The sequence below is a fragment of the Mycobacterium sp. 1245852.3 genome (genome assembly GCF_001669335.1).
Lineage (GTDB): Bacteria > Actinomycetota > Actinomycetes > Mycobacteriales > Mycobacteriaceae > Mycobacterium > Mycobacterium europaeum_A.
This window is the reverse complement of sequence record NZ_LZLL01000630.1, coordinates 25304-47115: the sequence shown is the minus strand read 5'-3', so window position 1 is coordinate 47115 and position 21812 is coordinate 25304. Positions and strand designations below refer to the sequence as shown.

Annotated in this window: 24 protein-coding genes and 1 pseudogene; 10 read left to right on the top strand and 15 right to left on the bottom strand. The window is 66.7% G+C overall.

Annotated elements, in window-relative coordinates; all coding sequences use genetic code 11:
• Window positions 1-2: 2 nt before the first annotated feature.
• Window positions 3-995, bottom strand: coding sequence for a pirin family protein (locus A9W96_RS29480; protein ID WP_066868205.1), 993 nt, complete (start codon window positions 993-995; stop codon window positions 3-5).
• 189 nt (window positions 996-1184) lie between these two features.
• On the opposite strand from A9W96_RS29480, the gene A9W96_RS29475 reads away from it, so the two are divergent.
• Window positions 1185-3191, top strand: coding sequence for a chloride channel protein (locus A9W96_RS29475; RefSeq protein WP_067144681.1), 2007 nt, complete (start codon window positions 1185-1187; stop codon window positions 3189-3191).
• An 8-nt stretch (window positions 3192-3199) separates the two neighbouring features.
• On the opposite strand, the gene A9W96_RS29470 is transcribed toward A9W96_RS29475, so the two are convergent.
• Window positions 3200-3748 carry a Dps family protein gene (locus A9W96_RS29470; RefSeq protein WP_066868196.1) on the bottom strand — a complete coding sequence of 183 codons (549 nt, stop codon included), beginning with the start codon at window positions 3746-3748 and terminating at the stop codon, window positions 3200-3202.
• 88 nt (window positions 3749-3836) lie between these two features.
• A complete protein-coding gene (locus tag A9W96_RS29465; protein ID WP_067144679.1) occupies window positions 3837-4748 on the bottom strand; it encodes a DNA-3-methyladenine glycosylase in 912 nt (303 codons plus the stop codon).
• Window positions 4749-4808: 60 nt separating this feature from the next.
• On the opposite strand from A9W96_RS29465, the gene A9W96_RS29460 reads away from it, so the two are divergent.
• The gene (locus tag A9W96_RS29460) at window positions 4809-5210 is read left to right on the top strand and encodes a nuclear transport factor 2 family protein (RefSeq protein ID WP_066868192.1); all 402 of its coding nucleotides are present in this window, start codon (window positions 4809-4811) and stop codon (window positions 5208-5210) included.
• Here A9W96_RS29460 and A9W96_RS29455 read toward each other — a convergent pair.
• From A9W96_RS29455 to A9W96_RS29440, 4 genes are all read right to left on the bottom strand, one after another.
• Complete coding sequence (locus A9W96_RS29455) at window positions 5204-5584, bottom strand: DUF427 domain-containing protein (protein WP_066868190.1); 381 nt, start codon at window positions 5582-5584, stop codon at window positions 5204-5206. The two genes, A9W96_RS29460 and A9W96_RS29455, sit on opposite strands and share 7 nt — an antisense overlap.
• A 50-nt stretch (window positions 5585-5634) precedes the next feature.
• The gene (locus A9W96_RS29450; RefSeq protein ID WP_067144677.1) at window positions 5635-6477 is read right to left on the bottom strand and encodes a class I SAM-dependent methyltransferase; all 843 of its coding nucleotides are present in this window, start codon (window positions 6475-6477) and stop codon (window positions 5635-5637) included.
• Between the two features lie 64 nt (window positions 6478-6541).
• Entirely contained in the window at window positions 6542-7561 is a 1020-nt protein-coding gene (locus tag A9W96_RS29445) for an NAD-dependent epimerase/dehydratase family protein (protein ID WP_067144675.1), read from the bottom strand.
• A complete protein-coding gene (locus tag A9W96_RS29440; protein ID WP_067144673.1) occupies window positions 7558-8064 on the bottom strand; it encodes a nuclear transport factor 2 family protein in 507 nt (168 codons plus the stop codon). Before A9W96_RS29440 ends, A9W96_RS29445 begins: the two co-directional genes overlap by 4 nt.
• 87 nt (window positions 8065-8151) lie before the next feature.
• Here A9W96_RS29440 and msrA point away from each other — a divergent pair.
• Window positions 8152-8692 (top strand): annotated as a pseudogene (gene msrA / locus A9W96_RS29435) (peptide-methionine (S)-S-oxide reductase MsrA); the annotation flags it as partial.
• Here msrA and A9W96_RS29430 read toward each other — a convergent pair.
• The gene (locus tag A9W96_RS29430; RefSeq protein ID WP_067144671.1) at window positions 8684-10009 is read right to left on the bottom strand and encodes a cytochrome P450; all 1326 of its coding nucleotides are present in this window, start codon (window positions 10007-10009) and stop codon (window positions 8684-8686) included. The pseudogene msrA and the gene A9W96_RS29430 overlap by 9 nt on opposite strands.
• A gap of 142 nt (window positions 10010-10151) precedes the next feature.
• Between A9W96_RS29430 and A9W96_RS29425 the strand changes: the two genes are divergently transcribed.
• Together A9W96_RS29425 and A9W96_RS29420 are read left to right on the top strand one after the other, a co-directional pair.
• Window positions 10152-10757: a TetR/AcrR family transcriptional regulator gene (locus tag A9W96_RS29425; protein ID WP_066868178.1), complete on the top strand. Its 606-nt coding sequence runs from the start codon at window positions 10152-10154 to the stop codon at window positions 10755-10757.
• An 83-nt stretch (window positions 10758-10840) separates the two neighbouring features.
• A complete protein-coding gene (locus tag A9W96_RS29420) occupies window positions 10841-11053 on the top strand; it encodes a molybdopterin-binding protein (protein ID WP_066882046.1) in 213 nt (70 codons plus the stop codon).
• Window position 11054: 1 nt separating this feature from the next.
• On the opposite strand, the gene A9W96_RS29415 is transcribed toward A9W96_RS29420, so the two are convergent.
• Both A9W96_RS29415 and A9W96_RS29410 read right to left on the bottom strand, forming a co-directional pair.
• Complete coding sequence (locus tag A9W96_RS29415) at window positions 11055-11939, bottom strand: alpha/beta fold hydrolase (RefSeq protein ID WP_067021274.1); 885 nt, start codon at window positions 11937-11939, stop codon at window positions 11055-11057.
• Window positions 11940-11963: 24 nt separating this feature from the next.
• Window positions 11964-13193 (bottom strand): sulfotransferase, encoded by a 1230-nt coding sequence (locus tag A9W96_RS29410; protein ID WP_067144669.1) that lies wholly within the window; start codon window positions 13191-13193, stop codon window positions 11964-11966.
• Window positions 13194-13221: 28 nt separating this feature from the next.
• On the opposite strand from A9W96_RS29410, the gene A9W96_RS29405 reads away from it, so the two are divergent.
• Window positions 13222-13797 (top strand): TetR/AcrR family transcriptional regulator, encoded by a 576-nt coding sequence (locus A9W96_RS29405; RefSeq protein ID WP_066882040.1) that lies wholly within the window; start codon window positions 13222-13224, stop codon window positions 13795-13797.
• Window positions 13794-14897 (top strand): DUF1214 domain-containing protein, encoded by a 1104-nt coding sequence (locus A9W96_RS29400; protein ID WP_067144667.1) that lies wholly within the window; start codon window positions 13794-13796, stop codon window positions 14895-14897. Before A9W96_RS29405 ends, A9W96_RS29400 begins: the two co-directional genes overlap by 4 nt.
• Window positions 14898-14939: 42 nt before the next feature.
• Here the strand turns inward: A9W96_RS29400 and A9W96_RS29395 are convergent, their stop codons facing one another.
• Both A9W96_RS29395 and A9W96_RS29390 read right to left on the bottom strand, forming a co-directional pair.
• Window positions 14940-16055, bottom strand: a complete 1116-nt coding sequence (locus tag A9W96_RS29395) for an acyl-CoA desaturase (protein ID WP_067144664.1) — start codon at window positions 16053-16055, stop codon at window positions 14940-14942.
• A 43-nt stretch (window positions 16056-16098) separates the two neighbouring features.
• A complete protein-coding gene (locus A9W96_RS29390) occupies window positions 16099-17196 on the bottom strand; it encodes a ferredoxin reductase (RefSeq protein ID WP_067144662.1) in 1098 nt (365 codons plus the stop codon).
• Between the two features lie 43 nt (window positions 17197-17239).
• On the opposite strand from A9W96_RS29390, the gene A9W96_RS29385 reads away from it, so the two are divergent.
• Window positions 17240-17941 (top strand): TetR family transcriptional regulator, encoded by a 702-nt coding sequence (locus A9W96_RS29385; protein ID WP_197499698.1) that lies wholly within the window; start codon window positions 17240-17242, stop codon window positions 17939-17941.
• Between the two features lie 34 nt (window positions 17942-17975).
• Here the strand turns inward: A9W96_RS29385 and A9W96_RS29380 are convergent, their stop codons facing one another.
• Together A9W96_RS29380 and A9W96_RS29375 are read right to left on the bottom strand one after the other, a co-directional pair.
• Window positions 17976-18323 carry a hypothetical protein gene (locus tag A9W96_RS29380; RefSeq protein WP_066868241.1) on the bottom strand — a complete coding sequence of 116 codons (348 nt, stop codon included), beginning with the start codon at window positions 18321-18323 and terminating at the stop codon, window positions 17976-17978.
• 63 nt (window positions 18324-18386) lie between these two features.
• Entirely contained in the window at window positions 18387-18992 is a 606-nt protein-coding gene (locus tag A9W96_RS29375) for a GNAT family N-acetyltransferase (RefSeq protein ID WP_066868239.1), read from the bottom strand.
• A gap of 51 nt (window positions 18993-19043) precedes the next feature.
• On the opposite strand from A9W96_RS29375, the gene A9W96_RS29370 reads away from it, so the two are divergent.
• Window positions 19044-20141, top strand: coding sequence for a F420-dependent hydroxymycolic acid dehydrogenase (locus tag A9W96_RS29370; RefSeq protein ID WP_066868162.1), 1098 nt, complete (start codon window positions 19044-19046; stop codon window positions 20139-20141).
• An 85-nt stretch (window positions 20142-20226) separates the two neighbouring features.
• The gene (locus tag A9W96_RS29365) at window positions 20227-20805 is read left to right on the top strand and encodes a hemerythrin domain-containing protein (RefSeq protein ID WP_067021288.1); all 579 of its coding nucleotides are present in this window, start codon (window positions 20227-20229) and stop codon (window positions 20803-20805) included.
• 56 nt (window positions 20806-20861) lie between these two features.
• Here A9W96_RS29365 and A9W96_RS29360 read toward each other — a convergent pair whose 3' ends face one another.
• Window positions 20862-21761 carry a manganese catalase family protein gene (locus A9W96_RS29360; RefSeq protein WP_066868157.1) on the bottom strand — a complete coding sequence of 300 codons (900 nt, stop codon included), beginning with the start codon at window positions 21759-21761 and terminating at the stop codon, window positions 20862-20864.
• Window positions 21762-21812 lie beyond the last annotated feature (51 nt).

Sequence of the window (21812 nt, the reverse complement as noted above, 5' to 3'; positions counted from 1 at the left end):
TGCTAAAGTGTGCCACCCCCGCGGTGCGGCATTAGCGCATTTGGCGGAATGGTGCCAAACTTTCCAGCTCGGTAGTCCTCTAGCGCCTCGATCAATTCCGCCCGAGTGTTCATCACGAAAGGGCCGTAGTGGAATACCGGTTCGCGAATCGGCCGCCCGCCCAGAAGCAGCACATCAATGGCGCCCCGGACCGGCAGGCCGCTCGAATCCGGTGCCCGCTGGGCGCCGACCGTGATCCGATCGCCGGCTGACAGGACCGCTAACTGCCCCTGGCGGATCGGGTGCGCGACCGGACCGACGTACCCGCTGCCGGACAGCACGTAGGCCAGCGCGTTGAAATCGCGCCGCCACGGGATGTTGAGCCGGGCCCCGTTCTCGATGGTCGCGTGGGCGAGGGTGATCGGGGTGTGAGTGATGCCCGGACCCCGGTGGCCGTCGATCTCGCCGGCGATGATGCGGACCAACGCCCCGCCGTCGTCGGAGGCGAGCAGGGCAGCGTCGCCACCCTCGATGGCCTGATAGCGCGGGGGCGCGAACTTGTCCTTTTTCGGCAGGTTGACCCACAACTGGATGCCGTGGAAGAGCCCGCCGCTGTCGACCAGTTCGGCCGGCGGGGTCTCGATGTGCAGGATGCCGGACCCGGCCGTCATCCACTGCGTGGCGCCGTCGGCGATCAGGCCGCCGCCACCGTGCGAGTCCTGGTGCGCGAACTTCCCGTCGAGCATGTAGGTCACCGTTTCGAAGCCGCGGTGCGGATGCCAATCGGTGCCCCTGGGCTCGCCCGGTTGGTAGTCGACCTCACCCATCTGGTCCATGTGCACGAACGGGTCGAGCGCGGCGGTGCTGACGCCCGCGAAGGCGCGCACCACCGGAAAACCCTCGCCCTCGTAGCCGCGCGGGCAGGTGGTGATCGATCGGACGGCCCGCTCGGCATCCGCGGGGCCGGGGCCGCTCACTCGCGGCAGGGTCATGGTGTCAGCCGTGATTGCAGGCATCGGGCTCCTCGTTTGGTGGATGCCCCATATAACCGGACTGAGGTCCACTTATTCCTGGGGCTCGTAACAGGCGGCCGATAGTTCCATAGGGCAATATTTGCTGACATAAATATTCGTCGCGGGTGCGGGTGACCTTCGAACATGGTTTCGACGCAACGATTGAAAAGAACGCTGGGGAGGGTGACGGGCATGGGGCAGGACAAATCAGCCGGTCACCCGGCCCGCACGCGAAAGCCGGGGGCCGGGTTTCCGGGACAGCTCGCAAGCTGGCTGCGGGCGAACCAACTGGGCTTGTTCTGCGTGGCAATCGTGGTGGGGGTCGGCGCCGGGCTCGGCGCGGTCGCGTTCCGCTACCTGGTCTTCGGCTTCACCTGGCTGGCGACCGGCCATGACGAGTTCGGCCAACAGGGGTGGGCGGCCAGCGACCACCTGCCCTGGTTGGGGATCGCGTTTTACGCGGTCATCCCCGTTATCGGCGGGTTGCTGTACGGGCCACTGATCAGCCGGTTCGCGCGCGAGGCGCGTGGCCACGGCGTCCCGGAAGTGATGATCGCCGTCGCAGAGAACGGCGGCCGCATCCGCCCGCAGGTGACGGTGGTGAAAGCGCTGGCCTCGGCGATGTGCATCGGAACCGGCGGCTCGGTCGGTCGGGAGGGGCCGATCGTGCAGATCGGTGCGGCGCTGGCATCAAGCTTCGGTCAATGGGTGCGGATGCCGGAGAATCGGCTAAGGGTGCTGGTGGCGTGCGGCGCCGCCGGCGGCATCTCGGCAACGTTCAACGCCCCGATCACCGGGGTGTTCTTCGCCGTCGAACTGATCCTGCGTGAACTCTCGGTCGAGGCGATCTTCACCATCATGCTTTCGGCAATGGTCGCCGACGTGATCGCCCGCGTGTTCTTCGGCTCCGCCCCTTTCCTCACGAAGCTTCCCGAGGGCATCGAGCTCAATCACATTGCCAATTACTTGCTGATCGCCCTTCTTGCGGCGGTCGCCGGGGTGCTGGGCATCGTGTTCAAAAACGTCCTGTACAAGACGGAGGATCTGTGTGATCGGCTCTGGGGCGAGCGCCCGGACTGGGCGCGACCGGCGGTCGGTGGATTGGTGCTGGGCCTGCTGTTGCTCGCCGTGCCGCAGCTGTACGGGGTGGGCTACCCGGTCATGTACGCCGCCTTTGCCGGCCATTACGCTCTGTGGTTCCTGGTGGTCCTCGCCGGCGGCAAAATGCTGGCGTGCAGCTTGACCATCGGGATCGGCGGCTCCGGCGGCGTGTTCGCTCCGTCGTTGTTCGTGGGGGCTACTTCCGGCATGGCGTTCGGGCTGATCGTCCAGCACGTCATCGGCACTGCGGTGGGACATCCCGCGCTGTATGCCATCGTCGGCATGGGCGCGGTATTCGCTTCCGCCGCCCGGGCCCCGCTCACCGCGCTGGCCAGCACGGTCGAGATGACCGGCGACTTCACCCTGACATTGCCGGTCATGCTGGCCGTCGCCGTGGGAACCACGGTGTCGCGCGGGCTTTCCTACGGCACCATCTACACCGCCAAGCTGCTACGCCGGGGCATCGACATCGATCGCCCCGCCCCCGCCCACGCTTTTGCGGGCCTCACGGTCGCTGAGGCCATGCATCCATTTGCCACTCCACTGGACCTGACCCACCCGACAAGCGACACCACCCACGACAGAACACAACTCCTCGGCCCCGTGACCCGGATTCGGGAACCGCAGGCGCTGTTTGCCAACGACAGCCTCGCGCAGGCCCTGCGCCAGCTGGTGCTCTACGGCCGCGATGGACTACCGGTGATCGATACCAACGCGCACCGCGTTCAGGGTTGGCTGACCAACCAGAACGTGCTGCGCGCCGTCAGTGCCTACGTCACAGGTGTCGAACCCAGCCCCACCGCCGCGAATCTCGGCGGTGACTCCGCGGACCCGAAAAGTCCCGAGAACGAACACGATCCGCGAAGTCAACTCGACGGATACTGCATCATCGAGCACACTCTGGCGGCGGATTCGGCCGCGGTCGGACGCACGCTCGACGACCTCGATTGGCCGGCGGGCCACCTCCCGGTATCCGTAGTGCACAACCGGCAGCTGGTCGACGCCCAACCCGCCGTGCAACTCACGGCCGGAGACCGCATCAATGTCCTAGTCCCCAAAAACGGTTCGCGGAAAGCCGATTCCAAGCACCGTGACTAGCATAACCGTCAGGATTTGCCACGAGCGCTGCTTGCGGCGTCCTTCTCGGTGCTCTTGCCTTGGTGAGCCAACTCTCCGCCGGCGCTTTCCAGGTGCGCCCGGACGAACCATTGAAACTTCTCCAGCCGACCCGCCTGCCCGATCAGCAGGTCCTGGGTCACCTGGTCGAGTTCGTCTGTCTCGTCGATGTATTGGCGGATGTCCTCGATCACGCCGGTGTACACCAGATCCAGCGCGGCCAGGTGGGCCTGGACCGTGTCGCGGCCGACCGAATAGTCGTCCCACGAGCGGTCCTTGATGATGGCGCCGGGAGTACCCTGCGGCGAAGCACCAAGGGCCGCAATGCGTTCGGCGACATCGTCGGCGAACCCGCGGACCGCATCCACCTGCGGGTCGATCATCTCGTGCACGCCGATGAAATTGGGGCCCACCACGTTCCAGTGAATGTGCTTGAGCGTCAGGTGCAGATCGTTGTAGGTGCTCAGTTGCTTTTGCAGCAGTTCGGTGAGCCGCGCCGCCTGCTTGTCGGTCAATCCCGGAATCGTGAACTGAGTCATCGCTTGTTTCCTAGCTTCCTTCCACGGGGTTCACACACGGTTACTGCCCCGTTGGGTACCCGATGGCGATAGTGAAAAACGCGACGGATCAAAGTGAGTGGATTTGCTGCACCGGCAGCCGCGGCCCGCGGCGCGGTTCGTACGCCAGTCCGCTGGCCTCGAGGAGCCGGACCACGCGCTGGCGGTGCGGGCGCATCGGCTCGAGCAGTTCGAGCATGCCGGCGTCGTCGACGGGCCGCCCCAGCAACGTCCAGCCGATCATCTTGGGGATGTGGTAGTCGCCCACCGACACGGCGTCGGCGTCACCGAAGGCGCGTTGTGCCGTCTCGGCGGCGGTCCACTCCCCCACGCCCGGCAGCGACATGAGCGCCGCACGCGCCTGCCCGGCCGGCCCACCCGCCAGCCGCTCCACCGAGGAGGCCCGACGCGCGCAGGTCACCACCGCCTGCGCCCGTCTCGGGTCCACGTTGGCGCGATGAAACTCCCACGACGGGATATATCTCCAGACCTCCGCGGCCGGCATGACGCGCATCCCGTTGGGCGCCGGCCCCGGCGCCGGCGTGCCGTACTTCGACACCAGCACCCGCCATGCGCGAAACGCATCGGCGCCGGGCACCCGCTGCTCGATGATGGCCGGGATCAGCGCCTCCAGCACCAGGCCGGTTCTTCCCAGGCGCAGGTGCGGCACCCGTTGCTGGGCGGCGGCAACCGTCGGATGGTGCGGCACGAAGTCCGAGTCGTCGTCCTCGAGACCGAGCAGGGCGGGCAGCATCTCGACGAACTCCTGCGCGCCGCCGCCCCACGCCACCGCGTGCGCGGCGTTGTGGGCGACGCGGCTGATCCGGGCCGTGACCGGACCGGTGGGTAGCAGGCTGGTACGCCAGATCGAGCCGTCACCGGGAGTCCGGAAGCACGGATCCCCCCGGCCGCGGCGAAGGGGCGCCAACGTGTGCCCGAAGCTGACGGCTCCGGGGAACACGACCGTGCGCGCGCTTTCCACCTGATGACTCCCCGACTGCCGTGATTGACCGTGAACTGCGTCCCACGTCAATATTGCGTTGTGATGACGCCGTTCGATGACCCGCAGGGCGAACTGGCCTGGATGTTCCTGCAGAGCACCAGCGACGGCGGCGATCTGGACGAGGGCTTCTCCCTGCTCAGCGACGACTTCACCTACTGGACGCTCTACACCCGCACGTCCTGTGACAAGGACGCGTTTCGGCGTGGGGTGGAGCGACGCAAACAGGAGCTCGAACTGACCATCGACCTGGTGCGCTGCGTCAACGAGGGGGAGACCGTGGTGGTGGAGGCGCAGGCCAGCGGCACCACGTCCGCCGGCGTCGAGTACGACAGCCCGTTCGTCTGCATCTTCGACACCCGCGACGGGCTGATCGTCTCGATGCGCCTCTACAGCGACACCCGCGCGGTGGCGACCGCGCTTCCCGGGTGGGTCCCCTACTGAGCTAGCACGCTGATGTCGGCCTTGTTGGGGTAGAACGCCACATGCCCGGCGATCGCCGCGACCGCCGGATACGGCTGCTCGTACGTCCAGATCACGTCGTCGACGGTGTCACCGGCCGAAGTGGTCACGCTGTAGTAGCTGGCGTCGCCCTTGAAGGGGCAGTACGTGCTGGTGTCCGTCCGGGTGAGCCGATCCTGTACCACGTCGGCGATCGGAATGTATTGCACCGCAGGCAAAGTGGCTTCACGCAGTTCCAGCGCGGCGGTGGTGTCGGCGACGAGCTCGCCATTGACGCGCACCTGCACCCGTCCCTTGGTCGGCTCGATGGTGATCGGGTGCCCCGCGTTGGGTTCTTTGATTTCCGGGTGGGCCATGGTGGTTCCTCCTTCAGGCGCCTATCAGTCGTTCAACGCGCGTCCGTGGCCTAGCCTTCCCGTTCGGCCGGGCCAAATGCGTAGCGGTGGTATTGCGCCATGTTCGCAGCCGCCTGAACCTGCGCCATGAGCTTGCCCAGGACTCGGGTTGGGCGGGGCAACCGCGCGAAGGTGTCGGACTCGAACCATCGTTCCCAGGCCAGCAGCCGCACCCCCGGCACGGCGTTGACGATGTCGTCGGGCCCGTTGATCGCCCAGTGCAGCGTGGATCCCGACCGCCGCACCACCGTGTTGAGCCATTGCGACTTGATCCCGAGCCAGTTGAACGCGTCGAACTGCAACTCGCCGGAACCGAATCGGTCGACCACCCGGCGCAGCAGCGCGATGCCGTCCCGCTCGGTGAGGTACATGGTCAGCCCCTCCCCGATCATCAGGGTGGGACGGTCGGCGGTGATGTCTTCCAGCCATGCCGGGTCGGTGACCGAGGCGGCGATGACGCGGTAGTGATCGGGGCTCGGGTAGAGCTGGGTGCGCAGCGCGACAACCTCGGGGTAGTCGACGTCGTACCACTCGACGTCCGGACCCGGCTGCACGCGGAAGAACCGGCTGTCCAGCCCGCAGCCCAGGTGCAGCACGGCCGAACGCGGATGCGCGGCAAGGAATTTGCGCGTCCAGTCGTCGAAGTGCGCCGACCGGGTGGTCACCGACGGCGCTCGCCGCGCCGTGATGGTGGTCTTCTTCCAGTCGTAGTCGATGCGCTCGACGATCTCCTTGGCGTACCGATCGCCCAGGATCGGCTTGTCGAAGTCGGCGTCCAGCGCCTTCGCGTAGAACGTCGCCAGCATGGTCTGGGGCGCCCCGGTGAGATCGACGGGTACTCGCGCGGTCGGCATACCGCCCGAGGCTAGTCCCCCACGACGGGCCGCGGCGCATCCTGAACGGCGATCGGCGTGGCGTTCAGCCGGGAGTCGCGCTCTTACCCTTGGCATTTCGCATCGCCGCCCAGAAGCGGGCCGCCTCGCGAATGGATTCCTCGACCGGGCGAGGCTGCCAGCCCAATTCGCGCACGGCCTTGCTGTGGTCGACGGGCGCTTCGGCACGCATCATGCGCACCGAGGCGAGGCTGAGTTCGGCGTCCTTGCCGGTGAGCCGGGCCCGCAGGTCGCCCAGCGCACCCAGGGCGTAGAGCATCGGAACGGAGATCGAGCGCCGCGGCGGCGGCACCCCGGCCTCGTCGGCCGCGATCCGGACCACCTCTTTCAACGCGATCATCCGCTCGGAGATCAGGTATCGCTCGCCGATGCGGCCGCGTTCGGCGGCCAGGATCATGGCCCGGGCCGCGTCGGTGACGCCCACGACCTCCAGCTGGATGCCCTCCATCGTGAAGGGCAGCTTGCCGAAGACCGCGCCGGCGATGAACGCACCGTGCGGGGTGCGACCCCAATCGCCGTCGCCGTATGTCGTCGACACGCACATCGCCACCGCGGGCAGGCCGGACTCGGCCACGTAACACATCACCAGGTTCTCGGCCTGCACCCGGGACTTGACGTAGTCCGACAGCCCGCGACTGCCCACGACGTCGTCTTCGGTCGCCACGTGCCCGCGGCGCCGGCCGACGGTCGTGTAGGTGCTGGTGAAGACGAACCGGCGCAGGCCGGGTTGCGCGATTGCCACATCGAGGACGTTGCGCAGCCCCTCGACGTTGGTGCGAAACAGCGGAGAGGTGTCGCGCAGCCAGGCGCGGGTGTCGACGACGCAGTAGTAGACGTCATCCACGCCGTCCATCGCCTCGCGCAGCACGGCGGTGTCGAACACGTCGCCGTGAAACCGGGTGACGTCCAGGTCGTCGATGGAGCGCGTGTTGGCGTTCGGCCGCACCATGGCCCGGACTTCGAAACCGTCGGCGACGAGCTGGCGGGTCACGTGCGAACCCAGGAAGCCGTTGGCGCCGATGACGAGCTTGGGTCTGGTGGTCACTGGGCCCCTCCGTACTGATCCATGAAACGCGCGGCTTCCTCGTCGAGGGTGCCGAGCTCTTGGGCCTTGCGGCACCACTTCAATGTCGCCCGCACGAAGCGCAACGGGTTGTAGATGTCTTCCTGTTGACGCCACAGGCCGTCACCGGCGTAGGTGATGATCGAGATGTTCGTCGCGCTGATGACGGTGCCGTCGCCCGGATCGCGCATCGGGTTGTCGAGCTCCATGATGATGCGCCCGGTGGCCTCGTCGATCACCGACCACAGCGACGGGAAAGCGACCATGTGGCTGCCGGGAAAGCTGCCCATCGTCCTGCTGATCCACTCGCGGACCTCGTCGCGGCCGTGCATGATGCCCGCCGCGTGTTCGATGTAGACCACATCGGGCGTGTAGTGCTGCACCCACGCGTCCCAGTCCTGCGACCGCGCCGCCGCATCGACGGTCGCTTCGAACTTCTCGAACGCGGCGGCCAGTTCGCTACGCGAGAACTTCGGCGTGTTCATGATTTCGCGGCACCATTGCAGCTCATCGGCGGAGTGTAGCCTGGCCTTGTTCCTGCCCGAGTGCTAGCCGGTTATGGAGGACGAAGCATGACCAACCAGAAAGCGATTCTCGCCGGCGGCTGCTTCTGGGGGATGCAGGAACTGATCCGCAAGCAGCCGGGCGTGGTTTCGACGCGGGTCGGTTACACCGGCGGTGACGTCCCCAATGCGACCTACCGCAATCACGGCACCCACGCCGAAGCCATCGAGATCATCTACGACCCGGCGGTCACCGACTACCGCACCATCCTGGAGTTCTTCTTCCAGATCCACGATCCGACAACGAAAGACCGCCAGGGCAACGACCGGGGCACCAGTTACCGGTCGGCCATCTTCTATCTGGACGAGGACCAGAAGCGGATCGCGCTGGACACCATCGCCGATGTCGAGGCATCGGGGCTATGGCCCGGCAAGGTGGTGACCGAGGTCAGCCCGGCCGGCGACTTCTGGGAAGCTGAACCCGAGCACCAGGACTACCTGCAGCACTACCCCAACGGGTACACCTGCCACTTCATCCGCCCGGGCTGGAAACTGCCGCGTCGCGCGGCCGCCGGCCAGTAGGCGGAGCCTAGCGCCGAGTTCAGCGGCGGCGCATCACGATTCGGCCGCCGTCCTTCGCGGTGAACGCGACCCCGCGGCCGTGCCAGCGCTCGCCGGGAGCGTCCGTCGTCTCAATGGTCAAGTTTCGCAACACCGTTCGTAGCACGACGTCCATTTCCATGTTCGCGAACGCCGCCCCAACACACCGACGCGTCCCGCCGCCGAACGGGATCCACGCCAGCGCCGACGGTTTCGTGTCGATGAACCGTTGCGGGTTGAACCGTCCGGGATCGGGGAACACATCGGGGTTGTCGTGTATCTGGGCGATGCCGACGATGATCGAATAGCCGCGCGGGATCACCCATTCGCCGAGCCGGTAGGCCTCGGGGTAGACATGGCGACCGGCGAAATCGATGACGGTCCTTGCTCGCTGGACCTCCAGGATCGTCGCCTGGCGCAGCTCGTTGCCGCCATCACTGGCCCCGTCGGCCTCCTCGACAAGCCTCGCCAGCAGCTCCGGGTGCCGGCTGATCCGCTCGAATGCCCAAGCCAGCGTTGAGGCGGTGGTCTCGTGCCCGGCGGCCAGCAGAGCCAGGAGCTCGTCACCGATCTCCTTGTGTGACATGGCCGCACCGTCGTCGTAGGTGCTGCGCAGCAGCAGCGCGAGCACGTCGGTCCGCTCGGCGAACTCCGGGTCGGCCCGCTCCGCGGCGATCAGCTTCTCGATGACGTCGTCGTATTGACGCCGCCACTTGTCCAGCCGGCCCCATAGGCCGAACCGGGAATAGCGCTTCGGCTTCGGTAGCGCCGCAAGGCGTGAACCCAGGGTGACCCACGGCGGGATGAGGCGGCGTAGCTCGTCGAGTTCGGCGCCCTCGGCGCCGAAGACCGCGCGCAGGATCGCGTTGAGCGTGATTCGCATCATCGGCGGCAGCGTCGGGAATGACCTGCCCTCCGGCCAGTCGGCCATCTCGCGCAGCGTCTCTTCTTCGATGATGGCCTCGTAATTCTTCATGCTCTTGCCGTGAAACGGCGGCGCCAGCAGCCGCCGCCGCCGCCGGTGGTCATCACCCTCGAGCCCGAATACCGAGCCGGAGCCGAACAGCCTGCTCAAATTGGGCTGGATGTTGCCGAGTTCGTCTGGGCTGGTGGTGAAGATCTGCTTAGCCAGCTGAGGGTCGCTGACCATGATGACACGCCCCCACATCGGCAGGCGCAGCGTGAAGACGTTGCCATAACGGCGTGACAGGCGTCGCATCATCATTCGTCGTGACGCGGCAAAGCCGATGCCCTGCAATAGCTTCGGGCTTCGGACGGCAGGTGGCAAATGGGCCGCGGCTGATGGGACGGTGGCTAGTTCACTCATGGCGTCATTGCTCCCCACATCTGCCGGGCCGGAGTTGGTACCGCGATGTACCACGGACCTTTTCCGAGTACGGTACTCTGCAGTACCAAAGCTGACAAGATGCGTTTCGAACCGAACGGGGGCGCTGGCCGTGACCTCAGCAATGACAGCAACGGCCGGCGACCCCGATCTCGGCGAGGTCGATCCGTTTCGAATCCGGTTGCTCGACGGCCTCGCCACCTCGATCAGCGAGCGCGGTTACCGCGCCAGCACGGTCGCCGACGTCGTCCGCTACGCACGGACCTCCAAGCGCACCTTCTACGACCACTTCGGCGGCAAGGAAGAGTGCTTTCTGGAGCTGCTGGCCGTCGACATCGAAAAGTTGGGCGCCAAGATCGCGGCATCGGTCGATCCCGACGCCGATTGGCACGTCCAGATCCGTCAGGCGGTCGAGGCCTATGTGGGATACATCGAGGCCCGCCCGGCCATCACGTTGAGCTGGATCCGCGAACTGCCCTCGCTGGGTGCGGCCGCTCGCCCGGTCCAGCGCCGCGGGCTGCAGTTGCTGACCAGCCTGCTGATCGACCTCAGCGCCAGTCCCGGATTTCGGCGCGCCAAGCTGCCTCCGTTGACGGCGCCGTTGGCCGTGATCCTGTTGGGCGGTCTGCGTGAGCTCACCGCGCTTGCGGTCGAAGACGGTCGGGCCGTCCGTGAGATCGTCGAACCGGCCGTGGATGCCTCCGTCGCGCTGTTGGGGCCCCGGCACTGACGGCGTAGAACCCATCGCGCGAGTGGTTTTCGGGGCCTAGGCTCATCGCCGGAATGGCTTGCGCGGAAACGGAGGACCTAGCGATGCGGCTTTCAACCCGAAATCAGCTCAAGGGGACCATCACCGAGGTCGATCTCGGCACGGTGATGGCGGTGGTCAAGGTGACTCTCGACGGCGGCGACCAGGTGATCACGTCGTCGGTCACCAAGGATGCCGCGACCGACCTCGGCCTTCAGGTCGGTCAGAAGGCAACGGTGTTCATCAAGTCGACCGAAGTCACCATCGGCGTCGACTGACTCAGAGTTTCATGAACCCGCGCAACCGATCCAGCACCAAATCGGGTCGTTGCGCGACGATCCAGTGACCGACTCCGTCGACCAGCTCCACCTCGAAATCGCTTATGTGGTCGGCGTATCCGTCCAGAAGCCGCGGAGTGATCACCGGATCATCGGTACCGCTCAGCCAGCGCACCGGTACGTCGACTCGGTGATCGTCGTACTCACCCCCCAGCCAGCTGCGCATCTCTGTGGTCTGGAAGCTGCGATACCACCGCGATCCGGCCTCCGCGTGCCCTGGCTCGCGCATGCACTCCGCGTATAACCGCACGCTGTCCTCGGGCAGCGGGAACCCGCCGCCGACCCACGAACCCAGGATCCGGGGAAACCGCCAGTGGGGATCGCTGAGCACCCGAGGTCCGATCACGGGCAGCAACATCGGGACCTGATACCAGAAGCGCCAGAGGTCGCGGACCGCCGCCAAATCGAACTTCGCCCAGGGCGCCACGGTGTTGAGTCCGAAAAAGCCCGTCACCTTCTCCGGATGGCGCAACATCATGATGAAAGCCGCGGGCCCGCCCCAATCGTGGGCGACCAGCTTCACTTTGGCGATGCCCAAGTCGTCCAGCACGCCCGCAAGGTCCTCGGCCATCTCCGCCTTCAGGTACCGCGAGCGCGGCGCCGAACTCCAGCCCGCACCCCGCAGGTCGGGACACACCACCCGGTAACCATCGGCGGCCAGCGGACCGATCAGCTCGTGCCATTCCCACCAGTTCTCCGGGAAGCCGTGCACCAGCATGACGGCCGGTCCGTCGGCCGGACCGGCATCCGCGACATGGATGGTGACGCCGCTTCCCAGCTCGACGTACCTGTGTTCGACGCCGTCCAGCGCGGGCATGGTGACCATGCATGAAAAGCTAGCGCACTGCGCCTATTTCAGGAACCGCTCGACGTAGGGCGCGAAGCGCTTCCGCAGGCTCTCCTCGTTCAGCCCGAACATCTCGTATGACGTCTCGACGTTGCCCAGCCGTCCGCGCCGGTGGCCCGTCAGGTAGTCGTCGACGGCCTTGCGCGCCTCGTCGGTGAACGGCTCGCCGGCCAGGGCATAGACCCGTTCGGCCACGCCGATTTCGTCGGCCATGAAGTCGTCGAATCGGATGTCGATCGAGCGGTCCGGACCGATGGTGTCTCGATCGCGGACGAGTGCGGTGAGCATCTGATCGAGGCGGTCGATCCAGGAATTGGCGATCCGCTCCACCGGCACCGGCGAGCGGTGCATGCGGGCGGAGTAGGTGATCATCGCGATCATCGACAGTGCCACCGGGACGGGGTCGCGGTGGGTGAACACCACGATGCTGTCGGGAAAGACCCGATCCAGGACCGGCACCTGCTCGAGGTGTTGGGGCGATTTGAGCAGCCAGCGCCGACCACCGCGCAGGTACTGCATCGCCCGGAGTTGGGTGGCCAGGTATTCGTAGTGCGGTGTCTGGTCGTGCGCCTGGTAGTAGTCGCGCCAGCGGGGGACGTCGGCGAGCGTCTCCAGCAGCATCGTCGACACGTCGTTGGCCAGCAGCTGGATCTCTTCGTGGACGTGATCGGTGGTCATCTCGTGCATCAGCGCGAAATGCGGCATCACCATGTTGATCACCCCGACCGCGACGTCCATCCGGGTCCGACGCGGATCAGGTTGAACGTCAACCTCATTCGGCATCGGGAACGGTTCGTTGCTTTCCCAGTACGGCATGGTACGGAACGTCGGCGGCGCGGCCAGCAGATTGTGCAGGTGTGTGGTGCCGGTGCGGGGCAGCCCGGCGATGACCACCGGTGAACGCAGTTCGATCTCGTTGATCTCGGGATGGCGCCTCAGCAGGTCGGTCAACAGCAACCGATTCTTGAGGACTTGCAGGAGTTGCCCGTAGAAGTTCACCCTCCCCGCGTCGTGCAGTCCGTCGATCTCGCGCAGGGCGGCGAGGTAGACCTCGAGGCGTTCCCGGTAGTCGTCGGGCCCGAAGTCGTCCAGGCCGGTGTCGGCGCTGGCCCGCGCGTGCAGCGCGGCGGCATCCAACGGGCACTCGGGCGCCATCGAGGCCATCATGTCCAGGATCTGCTGGCCCTCGGCGCTGAAGCGGGGCGAGGCCAGGTCGTCAAGGCGAACGGTCACGGCGACTTATGTTACTCTGAGTTTCGTAATGGTTGTGGATTTTGGCAGACCCCGTGATCCCCGGATCGACGCCGCGGTGCTTCGGGCGACCGTCGAGCTGCTGGCCGAAACCGGCTACCCCGGCTTGCTGGTCTCCGCCATCGCCGAACGCGCCGGCACCAGCAAGCCCGCCATCTACCGCCGCTGGCCCAGCAAGGCGCACCTGGTGCACGAGGCGGTGTTCCCGATCGGCGCCGGAACGGCCATCCCCGATACCGGGTCGACGGCCGAGGGCTTGCGCGAGATGGTCCGCCGCACAATGGCTTTCCTCACCACGCCGGCCGCCAGGGCTGCCCTGCCCGGGCTGATCGGCGAGCTGGCCGCGGACCCGACGCTGCACTCGGCGTTGCTGGAGCGCTTCGCCGGGGTCATCGGCGGCGGGCTCGCCGACTGGCTGGCGGCCGCTGCGCTGCGCGGTGAGGTGCGCTCGGACGTGACCGCCGCCGAACTGGCCGAGACGATCGCCGGCGTCACGCTGGTCGCCCTGCTCACCCGCGTCACCGAACTCGACGAGGCGTGGGTCGATCGCACCACCAGGTTGCTCCTGAAAGGAATCAGCGCATGACGCACCAATCGACCGAGGCGTGGCAGGAATTGCTGAAAACGCTTGGCGAACTGGGCCACTCGTTCCTCGAAGGTGACCGCGCCGTCACCGACGACCGGCACGTCGCCGACGGCTACCGGATGCTGGCCGCCACCCTGGGCGTGGCCCTGGACACCTACCTGTTCCCCGAACCGGGTCGGCCCCAGTTCGTCGCGGTGAACACGCCTTTCCGCCGCGACCGCCGCTGGGGCGGGGACAACACCGATGCCTACTACTACATATGCCCGGTCGATCCCGCCCGTCGATACCGCATCAGCGGCAATAGGGGTGACAGCGTGTACTTTTCGGTGACGGCGTACAACGAGCCGACGCCCGGCGCCTGGTCGGACCGGGTGGTGGCGATCGTCCGCGACACCGATCTCGACATCGACGCCGACGGCAACTTCGCCTTCGACTTTCCCGCCACGCCCGACGCGGCCGTGCTGATGACCCGCGACTACCAGGCCGATCCCCTGGCCGGCCGCCCGGTGACGTGGCACATCGAGGCGCTCGACGAGCCCGACCCGATCCGGCACGGCGACGCCGAGACCGCGGCGAACCTGCGCGCCGCCGCCACCTGGCTGCGCACCATGTTCGCCATCGTGCCGCTGGCCGTGGGAAATCGGGTGGCCGACCAACACGCGCTCGGGCACGAAACCGCCCACGTGGCTAATGAATTCGCCGATCCCTATCAGGTGCCGGACGCCAATTTCGGGTGGTCGGCACGCGACGCCTGCTACTCGTACGGCAGTTTCGTGCTCGATGAGGACGAGGCGCTGGTGATCACGCACCGACCGCCGTCGTGCAGGTTCTGGAACCTGGTGGTGTGGAACCAGTTCATGGCGACGTTCGGCGCCCGGGACGCCCGGTGCTCCCTGAACGGCCACAGCGCCGTGGCGAACAGTGACGGTTCGGTGACGGTCGTCTTGTCCGCGGGCCCGACCGCGCATCCCAATTCACTTACCACGCTGGGCTATCCACGCGGGAATCTGGCTTTTCGCTGGTTCCTTGCCGACGGCGTGCCGCAACGGCCCGAGGTGAAACTCGTCAAGGCGGTCGACGCGCCGACGGCCGTCACCTAGGCCGCCCCTGGAACTCGATTGCGCGGCCCAGCCAATGTGGATTTACGCGGCGATCGGCTCGGGCTCGGGCGACTTTTCGACGCCGGCCTTTGGCACCCACGAGTCCGGGAAGGTCAGCCGGACGATCTTGCGGACGACGGTGCCGAACTGACGCAGCAGCGGACCGCGGTTATAGGGGATGCCGTAGCACTCGCAGATCTCCTGCACCTCCGGCGCGATGTCGGCGTAGCGGCGGGCCGGCATGTCCGGGAACAGGTGGTGCTCGATCTGGTGCGAGAGGTTGCCGGACAGCAGGTGAAAGATCTTGCCGCCGGTCAGGTTTGCCGAGCCGAGGATCTGGCGGAAGTACCACATGCCGCGTGACTCGTCCTTGGTTTCCTCGACGGTGAATTCCTGTGTCCCGTCCGGGAAGTGGCCGCAGAAGATGATCATGTACGACCACACGTTGCGCATCAGGTTGGCGGTCAGGTTGCCGGTGAAGACGAACGGCGCAAAGGGACCGGCCAGCAGCGGGAAGGCGACGTAGTCCTTCAGGGTCTGCCGACGGGTCTTGCGCCAGATCTCCCGCAGCACCTCACGCTTGTCCTGGAGCCGGATCTCGCCGGAGCGGATGCGCTCGGTTTCCAGCTCGTGCAGCGCAACGCCGTACTGGAACAACACCATCAGCAGGAACGCGTAGACCGGGTTGCCGAGGAAGTACGGCTGCCAGCGCTGGTCTTCGCTCATCCGCAGGATTCCGTAGCCGATGTCGCGGTCCATCCCCACGATGTTGGTGTGGGTGTGATGCATGTAGTTGTGCGAGTGGCGCCATTGGTCGGCCGGGCACGCCGTGTCCCACTCGAAGGTGCGCCCGGAGATGGCCGGATCGCGCATCCAGTCGTACTGGCCGTGCATGATGTTGTGGCCGATCTCCATGTTGTCCAAGATCTTCGACAGGCCCACCATCGCCGTGCCCGCCAGCCAAGCCGGGGGCAGGAACCCGGCGAACAACAGCGCCCGGCCACCGACCTCCAGCGCACGCTGGGCCTTGATGACGCGGCGGATGTAGTCGGCGTCCTGTTCGCCGAGTTCTGCCATCACACGTTCCTTGATGGCGTCGAGTTCCCGGCCGAATGCATCGGCCTGTTCGGGCGTCAGGGCAATCTTGGCGTTCGACATTGTTTGTCCTCCAGAAGTTTTCAGGGGCTGGAATGGTCGGTCGCTATAGCGACAGGTCCACGTCACCGACCGGAACGGACACGCAGATCTGCACGTCCTCGTCGGGAGCGGTCGAGACCGCACCGGTGACCAGGTTGCGCACGGTGCCGGCGGTTTTACGCCGCGTGCAGGTGTGGCAGATGCCCATTCGGCATCCGTTTTCGGGTGAGAGCCCGGCCGCTTCGGCCTGCTCCAACAGCGGGCGCCCGTCGTCGACGACGTCAACACCGCTGTCGGAGAATGTGACTCGACCGCCCGAGGGATTCGCCGGCACATCGAAGGCCGGCGGCACGAAGCTCTCGGTGTACACGTTGTCGCAGTGCGATCGGACCGCCTCGACCAAAGCGGCCGGGCCGCAGACGAATACCGCATCGGGTGACGGCATCGCGGTGGCCAGGTGCTCGGCACCGAAGCGTCCGGCGAGGTCGCCGCCCTCGGAGCGGGTGTAGCCGTGCAGCACCCGCACGCCGGGCATCGCCTTCAGCTCGTCGCGGTAGCAGGCCTCGGCCGGCGTGCGCGCGTAGTGAATGAATGCGATTTCGCCGTCGTGGCCCTGGGCGACGAGGGTCCGCAGCATCGACATCACCGGGGTGATCCCGCTTCCGCCCGAGACGAAGAGGATGCGCCGCGGGGTCTGCGGTCCCGGCAGCGTGAAGTCACCGCCGGTCCCGGCGAGACCGACCACCATCCCGCGGTGGGCGTGTTCGTAAAGATAGTTCGAGACCAGGCCGCCGTCGTGCCGACCGATCGTCAGCTCGAGGGTGGTACCGCCTTCGGCGTTGGCGGGCGAATAGCACCGGGTGTGGCGGCGGCCGTCGATCTCCACGGTCAGGTTGACGTACTGTCCGGCCTTGAGGGTGTGGGCGGCCAGGAAGGTGTCGTTGGGGGTCAGGGTCAGGGTGACGCTGCGGGGCGTGGCCCGGCGCACGTCGGTCACCTTGGCGCGGGCCTCGCCCAGCGTCCAGGTGGGCGCCACCAGTTCGGTGTAGCGGTCGACGCCGTGCGGGCCGGTCAGCAGGTCTAGCAGCTCTGAACCCAACACGCGCTGCCGAAGGGTCCGCGCGAGGACTCGGCCAGAAGCTTGAGCGGTTTGAGTGAACATATGTACACCGTGCGACCGCGGAGGCCATGCAGTCAAGGGTTTAATGCCTGGCTGTGGTAGGGTTCACACAGTGAACAGCCGTACTCCTAGCTCACGGGGACGGGGCGCGGGGCGCGAACGCACACGGGAAAGCCAGTCGCGCGAGGAGCGCAAGGAGGCGACGCGCCGGGCCATCATCGCCGCGGCACTCAAGCTCCTGCAGGACCGCAGCTTCTCCAGTTTGAGCCTGCGCGAGGTGACGCGGGAGGTCGGGATCGTTCCGGCGGCGTTCTACCGGCATTTCGAATCGATGGAGGCCCTGGGGCTGGTCCTGATCGACGAGTCGTTCCGGAGCCTGCGCGACACGCTGCGCGACGCGCGTGCCGGAAAGCTCGACCCGAACCGGGTGATCGAGTCGTCCGTCGAGATCCTGGTCGCCAGCGTCGCCGACAGGCGCGAACACTGGCGGCTCATCGGCCGCGAGCGCAACAGCGGCTTGTCGGTGCTGCGCTACGCCATCCGTACCGAGATCCGGCTGATCACGTCCGAGCTGGCCACCGACCTGGCGCGATTCCCGGGCCTGAACAAGTGGACCACCGAGGATCTCAACGTGCTGGCGACCCTGTTCGTCAACGCCATGATCGTCATCGCGGAGGCCATCGAGGATTCGCAGAGCGCCGAGGCAACCGAGGACATTCGCCGGCTCGCGGTCAAGCAGTTGCGGATGATCGCGACCGGCATCGCCGGCTGGCGCAGCACGCCCTGATCCGATCGGCTGCAGTAAACAGCCGAGCACTGACTTACTCGTCGACGACCTCGTAGAGCGAGTCGCCGTCCTCGGGGGTGCCGTCGATCTGGCCCCGGTGGGCGCGCCGGGGACCGTCGTCGACCGGCTCGATGGCATCGGGGACGTCGGGCTCCTCGGCCGCCAGTCGGGCGTCGAGGGATTCGCCCTCGCGTTCTTCTCTGGCGGTCATGCCGAACCGGTCGGCCTCGCTCCAGCCCTCAGGCGGGTCGACGACGATGTCGCCGTCGTCGTTGCGCAACTCGTCCGAGTCGGTGCCTTCGCTCGGGTTCAAGGTGTCACCCGGGCCACCCTCCTCGGGGAAGTCCGCGGGATCCACGTCGGCCTGGGGGTTATCGCTCATGCCCATCCGGTTGCCCGCGGCGTCGGGGGGTTAAACGCGGGCGGCAGGCCTCCGGCCGCGCTCCTACCGTGGCGGACGCCACATGGCCCACAGGCTCGGCCCGCCGTCCGGCAGCACGATCTCACGGGTGACGCTGAAGCCGAAACGCTCGTAGTACGGCACATTTTCGGGCTTGCTCGACTCGAGATAGGCCGGGCAGTACTCGGCGTCGCAGCGGTCCAACCGCGACCGCATCAACGCCTGACCAAATCCCTTGCCGCGAACCGCCGGATCGCTGCCGATCACCGCCAGGTACCAGTGCGGCTCCTCGGGATGCACGCTTTTCATCAATTCCTGTACGGCGCGTCCCCGCATCGAGCGCAGGCCGAACACCCGGATGAACGTCGGCGTCATCGCCAGCTGGCCCCGCGGCGTCTCTTGCCACTGATCCGGCGGATCCCACAGCGCCGCCGCAACGATGTCCGCCCCCGCACCGGCCACCTCCACGCCGCCGCGGGCCAGGTGATGATGGCGGGTCATCGTTGCGAACAACCGGGACAGCTGCGCGATCCGCTTGTCCTGATCGGGCATCAGCCAGATCATCACCGGGTCGTCGTAGAACGCGCGGGCCAGGGTGCGCGACAGCGTGCGGACGTCGGCTTTCACTGCCGGGCGGACCTGCGGGGTCATCTGCACCACGCTAGTGCGTGTGAGGCCCGGCGTGACGGGTATGCCGACCCGGTGACCGGCATCTCGCGGCGAGCGTTCGGGCGGATAGCGGCCGGCGCCGGCGTGCTCGGGCCCGCCGGGCTGGCGCAGGGATGCGCGAAACCGGCTGCCGAGCAGGGCAAGTCCAGCGGGCCGGCGCCCCCACCGGGCAAGGGCGTGGGCTTTGTCCTCTCGCACGAGCAGTTCCGCACCGACCAGCTGGTTGCGCAGGCTAAGGCGGCCGAACGCGCCGGCTTCCAACACGTATGGGCCAGCGACCACATTCAGCCGTGGCAGGACAACGAAGGCCACGCGATGTTCCCGTGGCTGACCCTAGCGCTCGTCGGCAACGCCACCAGCCACGTAACGTTCGGCACCGGGGTGACCTGCCCGACCTACCGCTACCACCCCGCCACGGTCGCCCAGGCGTTCGCGTCCCTGGCGATTCTTTATCCCGGCCGGGTGTTTCTGGGCGTCGGCACCGGCGAACGGCTCAATGAACAGGCCACCACCAACACCTACGGCAACTACGCCGAGCGTCACGACAGGCTGGCCGAAGCGGTACAGCTGATCCGCCAGCTGTGGAGTGGTTCGCGAATCTCGTTCGCCGGCCACTATTTTCAAACGAACTCGCTGAAACTCTACGATGTTCCGGCGACGCCCCCGCCGATCTTCGTCGCGGCCGCCGGCCCGAAAAGCGTGAGACTGGCCGGACAGTACGGGGATGGCTGGATCACCCAGGCGAGCGATGTCACGAATCCAAAGCTGTTGGCGGCCTTCGGTGCGGGCGCCCGGGCCGCCGGGCGTGACGTGGCGACGCTCGGAAAACGGGCCGAACTGTTCGCGGTCGTCGGCGACAACGCCGTCGCGACCCGAGCCGCCACGCTGTGGCGCTTCACCGCCGGGGCCGTCGATCAACCCAACCCCGTCGAGATCCAGCGCGCGGCCGAGTCCAACCCCATCGACAAGGTGTTGGGCGGCTGGACGGTCGGCACCGACCCGGCTCCCCATATCAACGCCCTGCAGCGGATTCTCGACGCCGGTGCGATTCCGTTCCTGCATTTTCCGCAAGACGATCCCGTCGCCGCCATCGAGTTCTACGGCGCCAACGTCTTGCCGAAGTTGCACTGACGGACCCCGGCCGCCCCCCGTTTCGGCACCGCTACCCCGGGTATCCGCACGCAACTCCTAACAGCCCCAACTGGGAAGGCAACGCATGGACGCAATCACTTTTCTTCGTCAGGACCACAAGAGTGTGCTCGGTTTGTTGGAAACGCTCGACGGGGCGCCGTCGGGCGAGGGCGCTCAGGCGAGCGGCCTGGAAACCATGGTGAACAACCTCATCATCGCCGAATCGCAGCACGAAGCCATTGAGGAGCAGTTCTTCTGGCCCGCGGTGCGCGAAGCGATCGGCGACGGCCTCGTCGACAAAGCGCTCGAGCAGGAGCAGGCCGGAAAGAAGCTGCTGCAGCGTCTCGAGGACGGCAAGCCGGGCGACCCGGATTACCACGAAGCGTTGCAGGAATTCGTCACGGCGGGCCGCGAACACATCGCCTACGAACAGGATGAGGTGTGGCCGCAGGTCGAAACCGTGCTCAGCCGTGAGGATTTGGAGAAGATCGGCGAAAAGTTGGAAGCGGCAAAGAAGATCGCTCCGACCCGGCCGCACCCCGACACGCCGCCCAACCCGGCGGTGCTGAAAACGATGGGCATGGGGGCGGCGATCGTGGACCACGTCCGCGACGCGGTAACCGGCCGCGGCGAGGACAATCCGCCGGACCCGCAGATGCACTGAGCACATGGGAAGGGCCGGGCGCTGTGGATTCAGCGCCCGGCCTTCCACTTGTCCAATTAGCCGGTGGGAACGTGCTGTTCGTGGGTGAAGGGCTTCTCGGCGTTGACCGCCGGCGAACCCTGCGGGTTCTCCTTGGCGCCGGTGTTCTTGCGAGTGGTGCCGCCAAGCCACTGTTCCTCGGGCTTTTCGACGTACTCCCATTCCGTGCCCTCGGGCCAGGGACCCTGTCCTTGGTTCCACGGGCCGCGAATGGACTCGCCACCGCCGTTGGACATGTTGAACGCCACGTTCTGGAAGCGCGGGTCGCCCGGCAGCTGTCCCGGCGGGAAGTTCACCGGGAGCTCGTTGAGCGCTGCGGTGAACTGCTGATAGTGCGCCACCTCGCGCGTCATCAGGAACGTCAGGGTGTCCTGCACGCCGGGGTCGTCGGTGAACTGCTTGAGATATTCGTAGACGACCTTGGCGCGCGATTCCGCCGCGACGTTGTTGCGCAGGTCCACGGTGGGATCACCGTTGGCGTCGATGTAGGCGCCGGTCCAGTTGTTTCCTCCGGAGTCCTTGACGTCCGGCCCACCGCCACTGAGCACCAGGAACAGCGGGTTGACCGCCACCGAGTGGATCAGGCCGTCGCGGCCGCCGCCGTTGGCCGCCACCGCCGGCATCCAGTCGCATTTCTCATTGGCGATCTTGAGGTTGTCGTTGAGCCCGTCGAGCAACATCGTGATCATCGATCCGACCATCTCGAGGTGGCTGAGCTCCTCGGTCGCAATATCCATGAACAGGTCATACATTTTCGGGTTCTTCTGCCGCAGCACGAATGCCTGGGTGAAGTACTGCAGCGCGGCGGTGAGTTCACCGTTGGCTCCGCCGAACTGGTCCATCAGCAGCGACGCGAAGCGAGGGTCGGGTCGGTCGACGCGAACCTCGAATTGAAGATCTTTGTTGTGCACAAACACTGGGGCTCCCTGGGGGTTGAGATCGGGTTGTCGACGCCGGGTACCCGGGGC

Bases quoted from the DNA above. Each gene is read 5' to 3' on its own strand.
- A9W96_RS29480 (WP_066868205.1), bottom strand. From the start codon at position 995: ATGCCTGCAATCACGGCTGACACCATGACCCTGCCGCGAGTGAGCGGC.
- A9W96_RS29475 (WP_067144681.1), top strand. From the start codon at position 1,185: ATGGGGCAGGACAAATCAGCCGGTCACCCGGCCCGCACGCGAAAGCCG.
- A9W96_RS29470 (WP_066868196.1), bottom strand. From the start codon at position 3,748: ATGACTCAGTTCACGATTCCGGGATTGACCGACAAGCAGGCGGCGCGG.
- A9W96_RS29455 (WP_066868190.1), bottom strand. From the start codon at position 5,584: ATGGCCCACCCGGAAATCAAAGAACCCAACGCGGGGCACCCGATCACC.
- A9W96_RS29450 (WP_067144677.1), bottom strand. From the start codon at position 6,477: ATGCCGACCGCGCGAGTACCCGTCGATCTCACCGGGGCGCCCCAGACC.
- A9W96_RS29440 (WP_067144673.1), bottom strand. From the start codon at position 8,064: ATGAACACGCCGAAGTTCTCGCGTAGCGAACTGGCCGCCGCGTTCGAG.
- A9W96_RS29430 (WP_067144671.1), bottom strand. From the start codon at position 10,009: ATGAGTGAACTAGCCACCGTCCCATCAGCCGCGGCCCATTTGCCACCT.
- A9W96_RS29425 (WP_066868178.1), top strand. From the start codon at position 10,152: ATGACAGCAACGGCCGGCGACCCCGATCTCGGCGAGGTCGATCCGTTT.
- A9W96_RS29420 (WP_066882046.1), top strand. From the start codon at position 10,841: ATGCGGCTTTCAACCCGAAATCAGCTCAAGGGGACCATCACCGAGGTC.
- A9W96_RS29415 (WP_067021274.1), bottom strand. From the start codon at position 11,939: ATGGTCACCATGCCCGCGCTGGACGGCGTCGAACACAGGTACGTCGAG.
- A9W96_RS29405 (WP_066882040.1), top strand. From the start codon at position 13,222: ATGGTTGTGGATTTTGGCAGACCCCGTGATCCCCGGATCGACGCCGCG.
- A9W96_RS29400 (WP_067144667.1), top strand. From the start codon at position 13,794: ATGACGCACCAATCGACCGAGGCGTGGCAGGAATTGCTGAAAACGCTT.
- A9W96_RS29395 (WP_067144664.1), bottom strand. From the start codon at position 16,055: ATGTCGAACGCCAAGATTGCCCTGACGCCCGAACAGGCCGATGCATTC.
- A9W96_RS29390 (WP_067144662.1), bottom strand. From the start codon at position 17,196: ATGTTCACTCAAACCGCTCAAGCTTCTGGCCGAGTCCTCGCGCGGACC.
- A9W96_RS29385 (WP_197499698.1), top strand. From the start codon at position 17,240: ATGCCTGGCTGTGGTAGGGTTCACACAGTGAACAGCCGTACTCCTAGC.
- A9W96_RS29380 (WP_066868241.1), bottom strand. From the start codon at position 18,323: ATGAGCGATAACCCCCAGGCCGACGTGGATCCCGCGGACTTCCCCGAG.
- A9W96_RS29375 (WP_066868239.1), bottom strand. From the start codon at position 18,992: ATGACCCCGCAGGTCCGCCCGGCAGTGAAAGCCGACGTCCGCACGCTG.
- A9W96_RS29365 (WP_067021288.1), top strand. From the start codon at position 20,227: ATGGACGCAATCACTTTTCTTCGTCAGGACCACAAGAGTGTGCTCGGT.